General features: G+C 50.3%; 13 protein-coding genes. 9 read left to right on the top strand and 4 right to left on the bottom strand.

Going from position 1 to position 14,459, the window contains the following annotated elements:
* Positions 1-117: 117 nt before the first annotated feature.
* The 5 genes from pepA to AC3ISQ_RS02475 all read left to right on the top strand — a co-directional run bounded on the left by pepA (position 118) and on the right by AC3ISQ_RS02475 (position 6,629).
* Positions 118-1,629 (top strand): leucyl aminopeptidase, encoded by a 1,512-nt coding sequence (pepA, locus tag AC3ISQ_RS02495; protein WP_489350406.1) that lies wholly within the window; start codon positions 118-120, stop codon positions 1,627-1,629.
* A gap of 81 nt (positions 1,630-1,710) precedes the next feature.
* Complete coding sequence (locus AC3ISQ_RS02490) at positions 1,711-2,160, top strand: DNA polymerase III subunit chi (protein ID WP_489350405.1); 450 nt, start codon at positions 1,711-1,713, stop codon at positions 2,158-2,160.
* A gap of 13 nt (positions 2,161-2,173) precedes the next feature.
* On the top strand, positions 2,174-5,065 hold the full coding sequence (locus AC3ISQ_RS02485; RefSeq protein ID WP_489350404.1) for a valine--tRNA ligase: 2,892 nt from the start codon (positions 2,174-2,176) through the stop codon (positions 5,063-5,065).
* 261 nt (positions 5,066-5,326) lie between these two features.
* Positions 5,327-5,914 (top strand): hypothetical protein, encoded by a 588-nt coding sequence (locus AC3ISQ_RS02480; RefSeq protein ID WP_489350403.1) that lies wholly within the window; start codon positions 5,327-5,329, stop codon positions 5,912-5,914.
* A gap of 211 nt (positions 5,915-6,125) precedes the next feature.
* The gene (locus AC3ISQ_RS02475; protein WP_489350402.1) at positions 6,126-6,629 is read left to right on the top strand and encodes a GNAT family N-acetyltransferase; all 504 of its coding nucleotides are present in this window, start codon (positions 6,126-6,128) and stop codon (positions 6,627-6,629) included.
* Here AC3ISQ_RS02475 and miaE read toward each other — a convergent pair.
* Together miaE and rraB are read right to left on the bottom strand one after the other, a co-directional pair.
* Positions 6,626-7,384, bottom strand: coding sequence for a tRNA isopentenyl-2-thiomethyl-A-37 hydroxylase MiaE (gene miaE / locus AC3ISQ_RS02470; RefSeq protein ID WP_489350401.1), 759 nt, complete (start codon positions 7,382-7,384; stop codon positions 6,626-6,628). The two genes, AC3ISQ_RS02475 and miaE, sit on opposite strands and share 4 nt — an antisense overlap.
* Before the next feature lie 48 nt (positions 7,385-7,432).
* Positions 7,433-7,858: a ribonuclease E inhibitor RraB gene (gene rraB, locus AC3ISQ_RS02465; protein WP_489350400.1), complete on the bottom strand. Its 426-nt coding sequence runs from the start codon at positions 7,856-7,858 to the stop codon at positions 7,433-7,435.
* 162 nt (positions 7,859-8,020) lie between these two features.
* Here rraB and argF point away from each other — a divergent pair, with 162 nt between their 5' ends.
* Positions 8,021-9,046 carry an ornithine carbamoyltransferase gene (gene argF / locus AC3ISQ_RS02460; protein ID WP_489350399.1) on the top strand — a complete coding sequence of 342 codons (1,026 nt, stop codon included), beginning with the start codon at positions 8,021-8,023 and terminating at the stop codon, positions 9,044-9,046.
* Positions 9,047-9,118: 72 nt separating this feature from the next.
* Here argF and metC read toward each other — a convergent pair whose 3' ends face one another.
* Positions 9,119-10,306: a cystathionine beta-lyase gene (gene metC, locus AC3ISQ_RS02455; protein ID WP_489350398.1), complete on the bottom strand. Its 1,188-nt coding sequence runs from the start codon at positions 10,304-10,306 to the stop codon at positions 9,119-9,121.
* Between the two features lie 37 nt (positions 10,307-10,343).
* Entirely contained in the window at positions 10,344-11,585 is a 1,242-nt protein-coding gene (locus tag AC3ISQ_RS02450) for a dicarboxylate/amino acid:cation symporter (protein WP_489350397.1), read from the bottom strand.
* A 218-nt stretch (positions 11,586-11,803) separates the two neighbouring features.
* On the opposite strand from AC3ISQ_RS02450, the gene AC3ISQ_RS02445 reads away from it, so the two are divergent.
* The 3 genes from AC3ISQ_RS02445 to pyrI all read left to right on the top strand — a co-directional run bounded on the left by AC3ISQ_RS02445 (position 11,804) and on the right by pyrI (position 14,438).
* Positions 11,804-12,742: a LysR family transcriptional regulator gene (locus AC3ISQ_RS02445; protein ID WP_489350396.1), complete on the top strand. Its 939-nt coding sequence runs from the start codon at positions 11,804-11,806 to the stop codon at positions 12,740-12,742.
* 283 nt (positions 12,743-13,025) lie between these two features.
* Positions 13,026-13,961, top strand: a complete 936-nt coding sequence (pyrB, locus tag AC3ISQ_RS02440) for an aspartate carbamoyltransferase (RefSeq protein WP_489350395.1) — start codon at positions 13,026-13,028, stop codon at positions 13,959-13,961.
* 12 nt (positions 13,962-13,973) lie between these two features.
* Positions 13,974-14,438 carry an aspartate carbamoyltransferase regulatory subunit gene (gene pyrI, locus AC3ISQ_RS02435; RefSeq protein ID WP_489350394.1) on the top strand — a complete coding sequence of 155 codons (465 nt, stop codon included), beginning with the start codon at positions 13,974-13,976 and terminating at the stop codon, positions 14,436-14,438.
* Positions 14,439-14,459 lie beyond the last annotated feature (21 nt).

Below are 14,459 nucleotides of genomic sequence, written 5' to 3'. Positions count from 1 at the left end.
TAGAAGCTTACGCCAGTAAGTGACTAGGGTAAGCGAGGAAAGCCAACACAGAGGCAGCTTGAAGGATGAAGAGTATAGCCGTAGCTCCCGCCTTTGTCTTTTAATTCAGGAGAGTGCATGGAGTTCAGTGTAAAAAGCGGTAGCCCGGAAAAACAGCGCAGCGCCTGTATTGTAGTCGGTGTTTTCGAACCGCGCCGCCTGTCACCTATCGCAGAACAACTCGACAAAATCAGTGATGGCTACATCAGCGCATTGCTACGCCGTGGTGAACTGGAAGGCAAAGTCGGGCAGACATTATTGCTGCACCATGTGCCTAACATTCTCTCTGAACGCATCTTGTTGATTGGTTGTGGCAAAGAGCGCGAGCTCGATGAACGCCAATACAAACAGGTGATCCAGAAAACCATCAATACACTCAATGATACCGGTTCGATGGAAGCGGTCTGCTTCTTGACCGAACTGCACGTCAAAGGGCGTAACACCTACTGGAAAGTACGCCAAGCAGTAGAAACGGCCAAAGAGACGCTGTACACCTTCGATCAGCTGAAAAGCAATAAAGTCGAACCGCGCCGCCCACTGCGCAAAATGGTGTTCAACGTCCCCACTCGTCGCGAATTGACGAGCGGTGAACGCGCCATTCAGCACGGCCTAGCGGTGTCTGCCGGTATCAAAGCAGCGAAAGATCTCGGCAATATGCCGCCGAACATCTGTAACGCCGGTTATCTGGCTTCACAGGCGCGCCAACTGGCGGATGCTTTCAGCACTAACATCACGACTCGTGTCATCGGCGAACAGCAGATGAAAGAGCTAGGCATGAACGCTTACCTGGCGGTCGGTGCCGGTTCGCAGAACGAATCATTGATGTCGGTAATGGAATATAAAGGCAACCCGAACCCAGGCGCTAAGCCGATCGTGCTAGTGGGGAAAGGGCTGACCTTCGATTCCGGCGGTATCTCCATCAAGCCTGCCGATGGCATGGACGAGATGAAGTACGACATGTGTGGTGCGGCGACGGTTTACGGCGTGATGCGCGTAGTGGCGGAATTGAACCTGCCGCTGAACGTGATCGGCGTGCTGGCAGGCTGTGAAAACATGCCGGGTGGGCGTGCTTATCGTCCCGGTGACGTGCTGACCACTATGTCCGGTCAAACGGTTGAGGTGTTGAACACCGACGCCGAAGGCCGTTTGGTGCTGTGCGATACCCTGACCTACGTTGAGCGTTTCGATCCTGAGTTGGTGATCGACATCGCCACTCTGACTGGCGCTTGCGTGATTGCCTTGGGTCATCACATCACCGGTTTGATGTCGAACCACAATCCGCTGGCGCATGAGCTGATTGGCGCTTCCGAGCAAGCGGGTGACCGCGCGTGGCGTCTGCCGATGGCGGATGAATACTACGAGCAGTTGGACTCCAACTTCGCCGATATGGCGAATATCGGTGGTCGTCCGGGTGGTGCTATCACCGCCGCCTGCTTCCTGTCGCGCTTTACCCGCAAGTACAGCTGGGCGCATCTGGATATTGCAGGCACCGCATGGCGCTCCGGTAAAGCCAAAGGTGCAACCGGTCGTCCGGTGGCCTTGCTGTCTCAGTTCTTGCTCAACCGGGCGGGGCTGAACGGCGACGATTAAATCTGAGCAGTAATTCAGGTATAATCACCAAGGGCACAGCTTGCTGTGCCCTTACATTTTTTGGCAACGGTGAATCAGATAATGAAACAGGCAACGTTCTATATGCTCGAACACGATCAGCCCACTGGCGCATTAAGCGCCCATGAGGCCGTCGCCTGCGCCGTTGCCGCCGAACGCTGGCGTTCTGGCAAACGGGTGTTGATCGCCTGTGAAAGCCAAGAGCAAGCGATCAGACTGGATGAGGCCCTGTGGCAACGCGATCCTCATCAGTTTGTACCACACAATTTAGCCGGCGAAGGGCCACATTATGGCGCCCCCGTCGAACTATGCTGGCCGGGCAAACGGGGCAATTCACCGCGTGACCTGCTGATCGCCCTGCTGCCACAGTTTGCAGATTTTGCTACTGCTTTCCATGAAGTGGTAGACTTTGTCCCTTATGAAGACACCCTGAAACAGTTGGCGCGCGACCGCTATAAAGCCTATCGCAGCGTCGGCTTCCATTTGACCACGGCTACGCCGCCAACTCACTGAATAACGAAAGAAAATGGATAAGACAAACAGTCAACTCGATACCGCCTATGACCCAACACAGATCGAACAGAAGCTGTACGATCATTGGGAAAATCAGGGTTACTTCAAGCCAAATGGCGACACCAGCCAAGAAAGCTTCTGCATCATGATCCCGCCACCGAACGTCACCGGTAGCCTGCACATGGGTCATGCTTTCCAGCAGACCATCATGGACACCATGATCCGCTATCAGCGTATGCAGGGTAAAAACACCCTGTGGCAAGCGGGTACTGACCACGCCGGTATCGCCACCCAAATGGTGGTTGAGCGCAAGATCGCCGCAGAAGAAAACAAAACTCGCCATGACTATGGCCGCGATGCGTTCATCGAAAAAATTTGGCAGTGGAAAGCCGAATCTGGCGGCACCATCACCCGTCAGATGCGTCGTCTTGGTAACTCCGTCGATTGGGAGCGCGAGCGTTTCACCATGGACGAAGGTCTATCCAATGCGGTGCGCGAGGTGTTTGTCCGTCTGCATAAAGAAGATCTGATCTACCGCGGCAAACGTCTGGTGAACTGGGATCCGAAACTGCGTACTGCGATTTCTGATCTGGAAGTCGAAAACCGCGAATCCAAAGGTTCCATGTGGCACCTGCGTTATCCGCTGGCGGACGGCGCGAAAACCGCCGAAGGCAAAGATTATTTAGTCGTCGCGACCACCCGTCCAGAAACCATGCTGGGTGATACCGGTGTAGCGGTGAACCCGGAAGATCCCCGTTATAAAGATCTGATCGGTAAAGAATTGATCCTGCCGCTGGTGGGTCGCCGTATTCGCATCGTCGGTGACGAACATGCGGATATGGAAAAAGGCACTGGCTGCGTGAAGATTACCCCAGCGCACGACTTTAACGACTACGAAGTCGGTAAACGTCACGGCCTGCCGATGATCAACATTCTGACCTTCGATGGCGACATCCGTCAGGAAGGCGAAGTGTTCAACACACTGGGCGAAATCAGCAACGCGTGCAACGGTGAGATCCCTGTACAGTTCCGTGGCTTAGAGCGTTTTGCTGCCCGTAAAGCGGTAGTGGCTGCCTTCGAAGAACTGGGCCTGCTGTTTGATATCAAACCTCACGATCTGACCGTACCTTACGGTGACCGTGGCGGCGTCGTTATCGAGCCCATGCTGACCGACCAATGGTATGTTCGCACGGCTCCGCTGGCGAAAGTCGCGGTTGAAGCGGTTGAACAAGGCGAAATCCAGTTCGTGCCTAAGCAATACGAAAACATGTACTTCAGCTGGATGCGCGACATTCAAGACTGGTGTATCTCGCGTCAACTGTGGTGGGGTCACCGCATCCCGGCTTGGTACGACGTGAACGGCAAAGTCTACGTGGGTCGTAACGAAGAAGAAGTTCGCCGCGAAAACAACCTAGGCGCTGACGTGGTGCTGAATCAAGACGAAGACGTACTGGACACTTGGTTCTCTTCCGGCCTGTGGACCTTCTCGACGCTGGGTTGGCCTGAAAATACCGAAGCGCTGCGTACCTTCCACCCAACCAGCGTGATGGTTAGCGGTTTCGACATCATCTTCTTCTGGATTGCACGCATGATCATGCTGACCATGCACTTCATCAAAGATGAAAACGGCAAACCACAAGTTCCGTTCAAAACCGTCTACATGACCGGTTTGATCCGCGACGACGAAGGACAGAAGATGTCCAAGTCCAAGGGTAACGTCATCGATCCACTGGATATGGTCGACGGTATCTCGCTGGAAGATCTGCTGGAAAAACGTACCGGCAACATGATGCAGCCGCAGCTGGCGGAAAAGATCCGCAAGCGCACCGAGAAGCAATTCCCGAACGGTATCGAACCGCATGGCACCGATGCGCTGCGTTTCACGCTGGCGGCATTGGCTTCAACTGGTCGTGACATCAACTGGGACATGAAGCGCCTAGAAGGTTATCGCAACTTCTGTAACAAGCTGTGGAACGCCAGCCGCTTTGTATTGATGAACGCCGAAGGGCAAGATTGCGGCTTCAACGGCGGCGACATGCAATTGTCGTTGGCCGATCGCTGGATCTTGGCCGAGTTCAACCGTACGGTAAAAGCCTACCGCGAAGCGCTAGACACTTATCGCTTTGATATTGCTGCCGGTATTCTGTACGAGTTCACTTGGAACCAGTTCTGTGACTGGTATCTGGAGCTGACGAAGCCAGTGGTGAGCAACGGCAGCGAAGCGGAACAGCGCGGTACACGTCATACGCTGATCACCGTGTTGGAAGCGCTGTTGCGTTTGGCGCACCCAATCATTCCGTTCATCACCGAAACCATCTGGCAACGTGTTAAGCAGATCAAAGGCATCACCGCCCCTATTCATCAAAACGAAAGCATTATGCTGCAGCCGTTCCCAGAGTTCGATAGCGCGCTGGAAGACCAGCAAGCACTGAACGATCTGGAGTGGATCAAGCAGGCGATCGTCGCGGTACGTAACATCCGTGCCGAAATGAATATCGCACCCAGCAAGCAGTTAGACGTGTTGTTGCGTAATGCCAATGGCGAAGCAACTCGCCGCGTGCAGGAAAACCAGAGCTTCATCGAGAAGTTGGCGCGTCTGTCTTCCATCACCTTGCTGCCAGCGGGCGAAAAAGGCCCAGTCTCCGTGACCAAACTGATCGACGGCGCTGAGCTGCTGATCCCAATGGCGGGCTTTATCGATAAAGATGCAGAAATCGCGCGTCTGGCAAAAGAGATGGCGAAGCTGGATACAGAAATCGCTTCGATCGAAGGCAAACTGGGTAACGAAGGTTTCGTCGCACGTGCGCCGGAAGCGGTTGTCGCCAAAGAGCGCGAGCGTCTAACAGCTTGCCAGGAAGGTAAAGTGAAGTTGCAAGAGCAGCAAGCGACTATCGCTGCGTTGTAACGCGACCTTCCTCAAGCAGAAGTAATCGCTGTCAGCATGGCGGGAATGAATGACCCGCCACTTGAAAATCCCATGTTTTTTGACATGGGATTTTTTTTAATCATCGTAAATTCCGATAAACGAACAACAGCCGCTAAAATGCAGTTAGCTGATTGTTTTCAATGTTAACTCTCTATAATCTGGCAGAAGATTCTCCGCTACATGGGAGAGTTAAACGATCGTCACTATTACGTTAATTGTAATAACACGGAGAGTTGTCTAATGAAGCCAATTCGTACTTTGATTAGCACTGCAATCGCTTTGTCTTTCTTGGTTGCTGGTAGCCTGCCGGCTTATGCTGCAGAGATCCCAGTAGCAGGAACCATACAAGCAGAAAAAGTAGTTTCTAAAGTTATTTCTGTCGATCAGGAAAAACGCATTGTTGTACTGGCAGGAGAAGGCGGCAAGGAAGTTTCGGTTCAACTCACGGATCAGGCCAAAGATCTTGCTAACTTGAAAGCGGGCGATCTAGTGAAAGCCGTGGTGACGCATTCTGTTGTCGTGACGCTAGATACCGATGTGAGTAAAACCGCTCCTACCGTGACTAGCGCAGAAGAAGTCAACCGAGCGACGAAAGACAACCCAACACCGAACGGTAATGCATTCCGCCAACTGAATGTGCAGTTAAAAGTGACTCATATCGACCTGAAAAAACATCAAGTCACCTTCAAAGAACCCAATGGTCAAAGCAAGGTGATTTCGGTTGAAAATCCTGATCTCCAAGCTCGGATGAAGAACCTGAAAGTCGATCAAACCGTACTGGTGAGCTACACAGATACTCTTGAGATCACCACTCAAGCGGCAAAATAAGTTTTACGGGCTGATGCCACGTTCGACAGCAAACACCTGTCAGGGCTACTTTTTAGTAGCCCTTTTATTTTCTCATGTTATTTGTCATTTTTAAGAAACGGATACGACTTGTAAGATTCAAGGAATCAGTGTTATTACAACATATCAATCAAGAATAACGTTATACCGAACCACGCTGGTTCTTTTAATGACCTTTGGTGAGTGAAAACACATGACAACTGCAACCCCAGTGCATCTTCTGGTGCGCCCAATCACGGCTGAAGATAATGTCGCTATCGCCGACGTCATTCGCGAAGTTTCTGCCGAACATGGGTTAACTGCCGACAAAGGCTATACCGTGTCCGATCCCAATCTGGATACGCTTTATCAACTCTATAGCCAGCCGCGCAGTGCCTATTGGGTGATTGAGATTGATGGGAAAATTGCGGGTGGCGGTGGCGTTGCACCGCTGCAAGGTGGCGCCGCTGACGTTTGCGAATTGCAGAAAATGTATTTCCTGCCGCTATTACGTGGTAAAGGATTAGCGAAACGTTTGGCGCTCGAAGCGCTGAATTTTGGTCGTCAGCAGGGTTTTGGCCGCTGCTATCTGGAAACCACCGCCAGTCTGACCCAAGCCATTGGTCTCTATGAACATTTGGGGTTTGAACATATCGACCATGCGATGGGCAGCACTGGGCATGTTGACTGTGAAGTCAGAATGCTGAAAACGCTTTAAGCAGGCACACCACTGTGGAAGCGGAACTCGTTGTCTGGCGATAGGATCAGCTCCGCTTCAATCCGGCCAAAATGCGCCACGCGTTCGCTGATGTCACCACCCGCCACTTGCTCCGCCAACGTCAAATAATCCTGATAGTGACGCGCTTCGGAACGCAATAACGAAACATAGAAGCGGTTCAACTCGTCATCCAGATATGGCGCCAGTTTGGCGAATCGTTCACAGGATCGCGCTTCGATGTAAGCGCCACAGATCAATTTATCGATCAAGGTGACCGGATCGTGAGTACGGACCTCACGGATCATCCCTTTCGCATAGCGACTGGCGGTGATCTTCTTATACGGGATCTCCCGCGCCTGCATAATCTCCAACACTTGCGAGAAATGATGCAGTTCTTCTTTGATTAGCAGCACCATTTTATCTACCAGATCTTGACCATAAACCGAGCCGTTTTTCGGCAAGATCTTTTTGGTGAATTGGCTTTGCTGGAACAACGCTTCTGGCACCGCTTGCGCTTCATGCACAAAGGCTTCGTAAGGCCTCAGCAACGCCAGCAGAGCATCGCCGCTCTCTTTATCTGCCACGTAACGGCGGATCAACCACATACCGGTCTGAGCCGCTTTCAGCTCGCAAACCATATGGTCAGTCAACAACAGAGGTAGATTTTCTGGTCGGCGGGCGGCGTCGATCCATGCGTCAGGCGTTTCGCAATGCAGGAAATTTAAAATCGGAGAAAGGAGTGATTGGTATTTCATTTGAGTTTTTATGCAGGGGCCGCAAAAGCAGCCCACTGAGAGAAATAATTAATGGCGCTTGCCGTCGTCGTCTTCGTCGATAAAGTCACCGTCTTCGTCATCCTCACCGTCTTCACCGTTCGGATCTTCAAAGTAAGTGCCCCAACCGTCGTAGTTGACGCCGCATTTTTCCGCCAACGCCACCAGTTGCTCAACCTGTGTGTCGATAATTTCGGCATTCAGGCTAACTTCGCTGATCACATCGCAGCACATTACTAGTTGACCATCTTCCACTTCCAGCTCTTCGGCGTCTGTCACTTCGTAACCCAGTTTGAAGGCTTCTACCGCAGCTTGTTCCAACGTTTCAAACTTCTCGCAAGAGAAATGGTGTTCGATGGTGTAAAGCGCGTCGGGATCGCTACCGTCTTCTAACAGTTCTTCGATGATCAGGCGAGTTTCTTCGCTTTGTTCTTTCAGTAATTCACGGTTTGCCATGCTGATACCCTCAAGTCAAATGGCCTACATTTCGGTTATTTTCCCACAGCGCCGCCGCCGCTGCTATGAGAAACATGAAAGATTTCTTTTATGGGGTTGAAATTGAATATTCATACATATAAAGTGAATTTTAATTCATTCAAATAATCAGGATACACGGATATGAGTACGACCAACCCGTTCTACAGCCGTCATTTTTTGAGGTTAATGGATTTTACACCGGCAGAGATTCAGGCTCTGTTGCAGCTTTCCGCCAAACTGAAACAAGCTAAAAAGCAGGGCAACGAAACTCGCTACCTGCAAGGCAAGAACATTGCGCTCATCTTCGAAAAAGACTCAACCCGCACTCGATGCTCTTTCGAAGTTGCCGCATTTGACCAAGGTGCGCAGGTTACTTACCTCGGCCCAAGTGGCAGCCAGATCGGCCATAAAGAATCGATGAAAGACACCGCCCGTGTGTTGGGAAGAATGTACGACGGCATTCAATATCGCGGTTACGGTCAGAATCTGGTGGAAACCTTGGCGAACTATGCCGGAGTGCCGGTTTGGAATGGCCTGACCAATGAGTTCCACCCCACTCAACTGTTGGCCGATCTGCTCACCGTGCAAGAACATTTACCGAGTAAGGCATTGCATGAAGTGAAATTCGCCTACTTGGGCGATACCCGCAACAACATGGGTAACACGCTATTGGAAGCGGCCGCGTTGGTCGGCATGGACTTGCGGTTAGTCGCGCCGAAAGCCTGCTGGCCGGAAGAGAAATTGGTGAAAGAGTGCCAAACATTGGCACAACAGACCGGCGGGAAAATTACCCTGACCGAAGATATTGCCGAAGGGGTGAAAGACGCAGATTTCCTTTATACCGACGTTTGGGTGTCGATGGGGGAGCCCAAAGAAGTGTGGCAGGAACGTATCGCTTTATTGAGACCGTATCAGGTCAATATGGCGCTAGTGCAACTCACTGGCAATCCAGACGTCAAATTCCTGCACTGCTTACCCGCATTCCACGACTCCCAAACCACGCTCGGTAAGCAAATGGCAGAGCAATACGATCTGCATGGTGGGATGGAAGTGACCGATGAAGTGTTCGAGTCAACGCACAGTGTGGTGTTCGATCAGGCCGAAAACCGCCTGCACACTATCAAAGCGGTGATGGTAGCAACGCTGAATCCGTCATTGACGCTATAGTTAAAACATATTGCCGGGGCGCGTCACGCATTGGCAATGGGACACGGAGGGTTAATCCGTGTCCCAACTTCATTATTTCAACCGTGCAAAACCGGCTTCCAGATCGGCAATCAAGTCGTCAATATTTTCAAAACCAATATGCACTCGCACCAAGGTTCCAGTGAAATCAACTTTGCCTGCCGGGCGGATCTCGTTCAACTCCTCGGGTTGATTCGCTAGGATCAGTGATTCAAAACCGCCCCATGAATACGCCATGCTAAAGTGCTCAAAGTTATCCAGGTAATGGGCAACTTGCTCATCCGTCAGCCTTTCTTTCAGTACAAAAGAGAACAACCCACAGCTACCGCTAAAATCTCGCTGATAAAACTCGTGCCCTTTACAGGAAGGCAACGCCGGATGATTTACGCGCGCCACCTCTGGCCGTGCAGCCAACCATTTAGCCACCGCGACACTGCTAACTTCGTGCTGTTTTAAGCGTACGCCCAAGGTTCTTAACCCCCGGCTGCCCACATACGCCGTATCTGCATCCGCCATTTGCCCCATCAGATAGGAATTTTCACGCAGTTGATCCCAACAACGAGCATTAGATACGGCGGTGCCCAGCATCGCATCGGAGTGACCAATAATGTATTTGGTGCCAGCCTGAATCGAGATATCCACACCGTAATCCAGCGCCTTAAACAAAATACCGGCCGCCCAAGTGTTATCAATCATGACAACAATCTCAGGATTCACCGCTCGAATCGCTTTGACCATGCCGGGAACATCCTGCACTTCCATGGTGATCGAGCTTGGCGATTCGAGGAACACCACTTTGGTATTCGGTTGGACCAACTCGGCAATGCCCGCGCCAATCATCGGATCGTAATAGGTCGTTGCCACGCCCAAGCGCGCCAGCACCTTGTTGCAGAAATCCTGTGTCGGTTCATAGGCCGCACCGGTCATCAAGATATGATCGCCTTTGGCAACAAAAGCCAAGATGGCATTAGTCACCGCTGCCGCACCGCAAGGGTAAAGAGAGCAGCCAACGCCCCCTTCCAATTCCGTCATCGCGTCTTGGAAAGAGAAATGGGTCAAGGTGCCACGGCGTCCGTAAAACAACTCTCCTTTGGCGCGATTGGCGGTCGCATGTTTTTTCGCCTTTACGGACTCAAAGATTAATGAAGACGCGCGTTGGATGACCGAGTTTACCGAACCTTGGGTAAATTTCGCTTTACGGCCAGCGGTGACTAAAGCGGTTTCTATTTTTTTAGATGTCATAATCTGCCTGCTTTTATATTCAATGAGTTAACAGAGTTTATTCCACATCCATTACCGGAGTATTGGACTGAGAGGCGGTAGAGGTGTTTTTCTTGCCCGCAAAACGCTCAACAATTTGCGCCGCGTTCAGGTCATGAATAACGTTGATCAATGTCGCTGGCGCATCAGTAATGGTGCCAAGCACCACCAGCATTGGGATAGTTTCCAACGGTAAGCCCAAGGTGGTGACAATGAAAATCTCGCCCAGGAATGCGCCACCGGGAACACCGCCGACAATAATGGCCGAGAGCACCGAAATCAGCATGGTCAGGAAAAAGGTTTCCATGGTGAAATCTAAACCCAACACCGCGAAGATAAACACAATTTTCAGAGCGGCAATCATCGCTACGCCGCCTTTATTCAGGTTCACCAACAGCGGTAAGGCAATATCGACAATTTCAGGATTGATCCCCATCGCTTTACCGGCACGGATGCTAACAGGTAAGGTGCCGAGAGAAGAACAGGTGCCTAGTGCCGTGGCTGAAGGTTCAACCGCATTTTTCCAGAACGCACGTATTGCAGGAATCCCCCCGCCGATCCAGGAATAGAAGATAGAGCCGAAAACGTAGTACAGCAGGGTTGCCACGAAGAACAAGCCAATGGCACGGGCAAAGGTGACTAACAGTTGTGAATCTTGGCTCGCCATGGTCGAAGCAAAATAACAGCCCAAACCAACTGGCGCTGCCTTCATGATGATCGAGACAATCTTCATGATCACGGTATTCAAATCGTTCAGCGAACTAGAAATACGCTTACCCTGCTCACCCGATTGCCCAATGGCAATACCGGCGATCACCGACATAATAATCAGCGCAAGAATATTAGACTTTGACAGTAAGCCAATGAAATCATTAGTCGTTACCATGCTGACGAAGTCCATATCACCGCTGCCAGCTTTAAACTTCTCCGTCAATTCGATAACCACGCCCTGCGCCGGATCGAACAAAGTGGCCAAACCGACAATCCCAGCGGCAGGAATCAGCGCCATGATGATAGAAACCGCGAAGATCACCCCCATGATACGCCCGAGCTTTTTCAGGTCGGTCATACCAGCAATGGATGACATAACGCTCACGCTGACTAACGGCACAATAATCATAAACAGCAGGTTAAGAAAAATCTTACCAATAGCCTGTAATTTCAATGCAATATCTGGTGCATAAATGCCTAACAATCCCCCTAAGGTTAGTGCCAGTAATAAAATGAGAGAGGATTTGTACGGTTCTAAACGTGCCCACATAGTGGATTCCTTTTTATCGTTTTATTCATGTGACTTGAGTCACTTTTTATTTGCTATCATTTTTAATTAATTATTTTGTGATTTATGTCACCTCTTCAGGCTGTATTTCAATTTCAAACCCGATAATGTTCCTGCAATTAATAATTGCATTTTATTTCAACAAATGTAACGCGTCATTCGTACCATTTAATGAAATCACTCGTGAATTAAAGGAAAAAATGAGCAATCCAGCCTCGTTAAAGCAACTGGAGATTCTGGTTAAGATCGTCGAGTTTGGCGGGCTATCAGAAGCGGCAGCACAGTTGAACGTCTCCCCTTCAGCCGTGAGCAAGAGCCTGTCTCAGCTAGAAAGCCAGTTAGGAACCACTTTACTAAAACGAACAACACGCAGTTTTACCCTCACTGAACCGGGGCAATACCTTTACAATCGAGCCACACAATTGTTGATGGATTTCGATGAATCCATCAACACTACGGCAGGTTACTATAACCATCCTCACGGCGAGTTGAGAATAACTTGCTCTATGGCTTTTGGTTATTCCCATTTAGTCACATTAGTTAATCATTATCGCAAAAATTGCCCCGATGTTGATTTGCATATCGATCTCAATGACAGTTTTGTTAATCTCAATGAAACCAATATTGATATTGCATTGCGTGTTTCTTCATCACCCCCCACCAATTACGCGATGCGTAAATTGGCGACCATTAATTGGGCCTATTGCGCCAGTCCAAAATATCTCAGTGAATATGGCATGCCAAATTCTGTGCAAGAATTATCTCTACACCAATGTTTAATTTACCCCGGTTTAACTCCGGTCTGGCGAAACATCGATAAACAAGGCGTCGCGCATCAACTTAAAATTCGCTCCCCCATTCAAGCGAATAGTAGTTTGGTGTTGCTCAAATCCGCCCTTGAAGATCAAGGTATTGCCTACCTTCCCACTTACTTATTGGGTGACGCCATCAAGCAAGGATCGTTGATTCCGCTAACATTGGATGGAGAACTGACGCATGCCACACATGCACTTTATGCCCTCTATTTCCCCAGTCGCTATAGCAATCCAAAGGTTCGCTCGTTTATTGATTATCTATTAGAAGAGTTACAGCCGATCCCCGTTTGGGATCGCTGGATCAGCGAATTTGCAGAGAAATGAAGCACGAAGCCAATCGATTGCTAAACTGCAAAAAACGTCGTTTTATTGCTTGCAGAGATGAAAAGCACGAGTATAATGCCCGGCAATTTGCCAGGAGAAAGCATGAAAAACGACCTGTGTTTTGTTAACCAAAACCGACTGCCTAAAGGCAGCCTACAGCCGTTATTTCTCCTGTTGCTAAACTTTTTTTCTAAGCCCCTCGTTGAGGGGCTTTTTTTTGCCTGACGAAATGACCTATCCATACCAAGCCCCGCGCCACGGGCACGAGTCGAGGAGAGTGAAAATGGCCAACCCGCTGTATAACAAACACATCATCTCTATTAACGATCTCAGCCGCGAAGATCTGGAATTGGTGCTGCGCACCGCCGCCAGTCTGAAAACTCACCCTCAGCCGGAGCTGCTGAAACACAAGGTGATCGCCAGTTGTTTTTTTGAAGCCTCAACCCGCACCCGTCTGTCATTTGAAACTGCCATCCAGCGCTTGGGCGCTTCGGTGGTCGGTTTCTCCGACAGCAGCAACACCTCATTGGGTAAGAAAGGCGAAACGCTGGCGGATACCATTTCCGTCGTCAGCACTTATGTCGATGCGATTGTGATGCGTCATCCTCAAGAAGGGGCATCACGCCTGGCTTCTGAGTTCTCCGGCGGCATCCCGGTGCTGAATGCTGGTGATGGTTCCAACCAGCACCCAACCCAAACCTTGTTGGATCTGTTTACCATTCAGGAAACGCAAGGGCGACTGAATAACCTCAATATCGCCATGGTGGGTGACCTTAAATATGGCCGTACTGTTCACTCACTCACGCAAGCGCTGGCCAAGTTTTCCGGTAACCATTTCCACTTTATTGCCCCTGAACCGTTGGCCATGCCGGGTTATATCCTGAAGATGTTGGAAGAAAAAGGCATCCAATACAGCCGCCATAACAGCATTGAAGAAATCGTGCCGGAGTTGGACATTCTGTATATGACGCGGGTACAGAAAGAGCGACTGGACCCTTCCGAGTATGCCAATGTGAAAGCACAATTCGTGTTGCGCGCGGCAGATCTTGAAGGTGCACGGGAAAACCTGAAGGTGTTGCACCCACTACCACGTATTGATGAAATCAGTATTGATGTGGATAAAACGCCATATGCCTACTACTTCCAACAGGCAGGTAACGGCATTTTTGCGCGTCAGGCTCTGCTGGCGTTGGTATTAAATCAAGAACTGGATTTTTAAGGGGGAACCAAGATGACTCACGATAATAAACTCCAAGTTGAAGCGATCAAATGCGGCACCGTGATTGACCATATCCCAGCACAAATCGGTTTTAAGCTGCTGACGCTGTTCAAATTAACCGCCACCGACCAGCGCATCACCATTGGCCTGAACCTGCCTTCCAAAGAGTTAGGGCACAAGGATTTGATCAAGATAGAGAACACCTTCCTAACCGAACAGCAAGCCAACCAACTGGCTATGTATGCACCGAAAGCGACGGTTAACCGCATCGACAACTATGAAGTGGTGCGCAAGCTGACCCTCAGCCTGCCGGAGAGTATCGATGGCGTACTCACCTGCCCGAATAGCAACTGCATCAGCCGCAATGAGCCGGTGGCTTCCAGCTTTAGCGTTAAATCTCGCGAAGGTGATGTGCACCTGAAATGTCGTTATTGTGAAAAAGAGTTCGAACATCAGGTAGTATTGCAAGCGGATTGATGAGCCACCTCTGTTGCGGCT

The sequence above is a fragment of the Serratia sp. KH_031 genome (assembly GCF_057839655.1).
The sequence above is the reverse complement of the archived record's forward strand: the minus strand, read 5'-3'. Positions and strand labels throughout refer to the sequence as shown.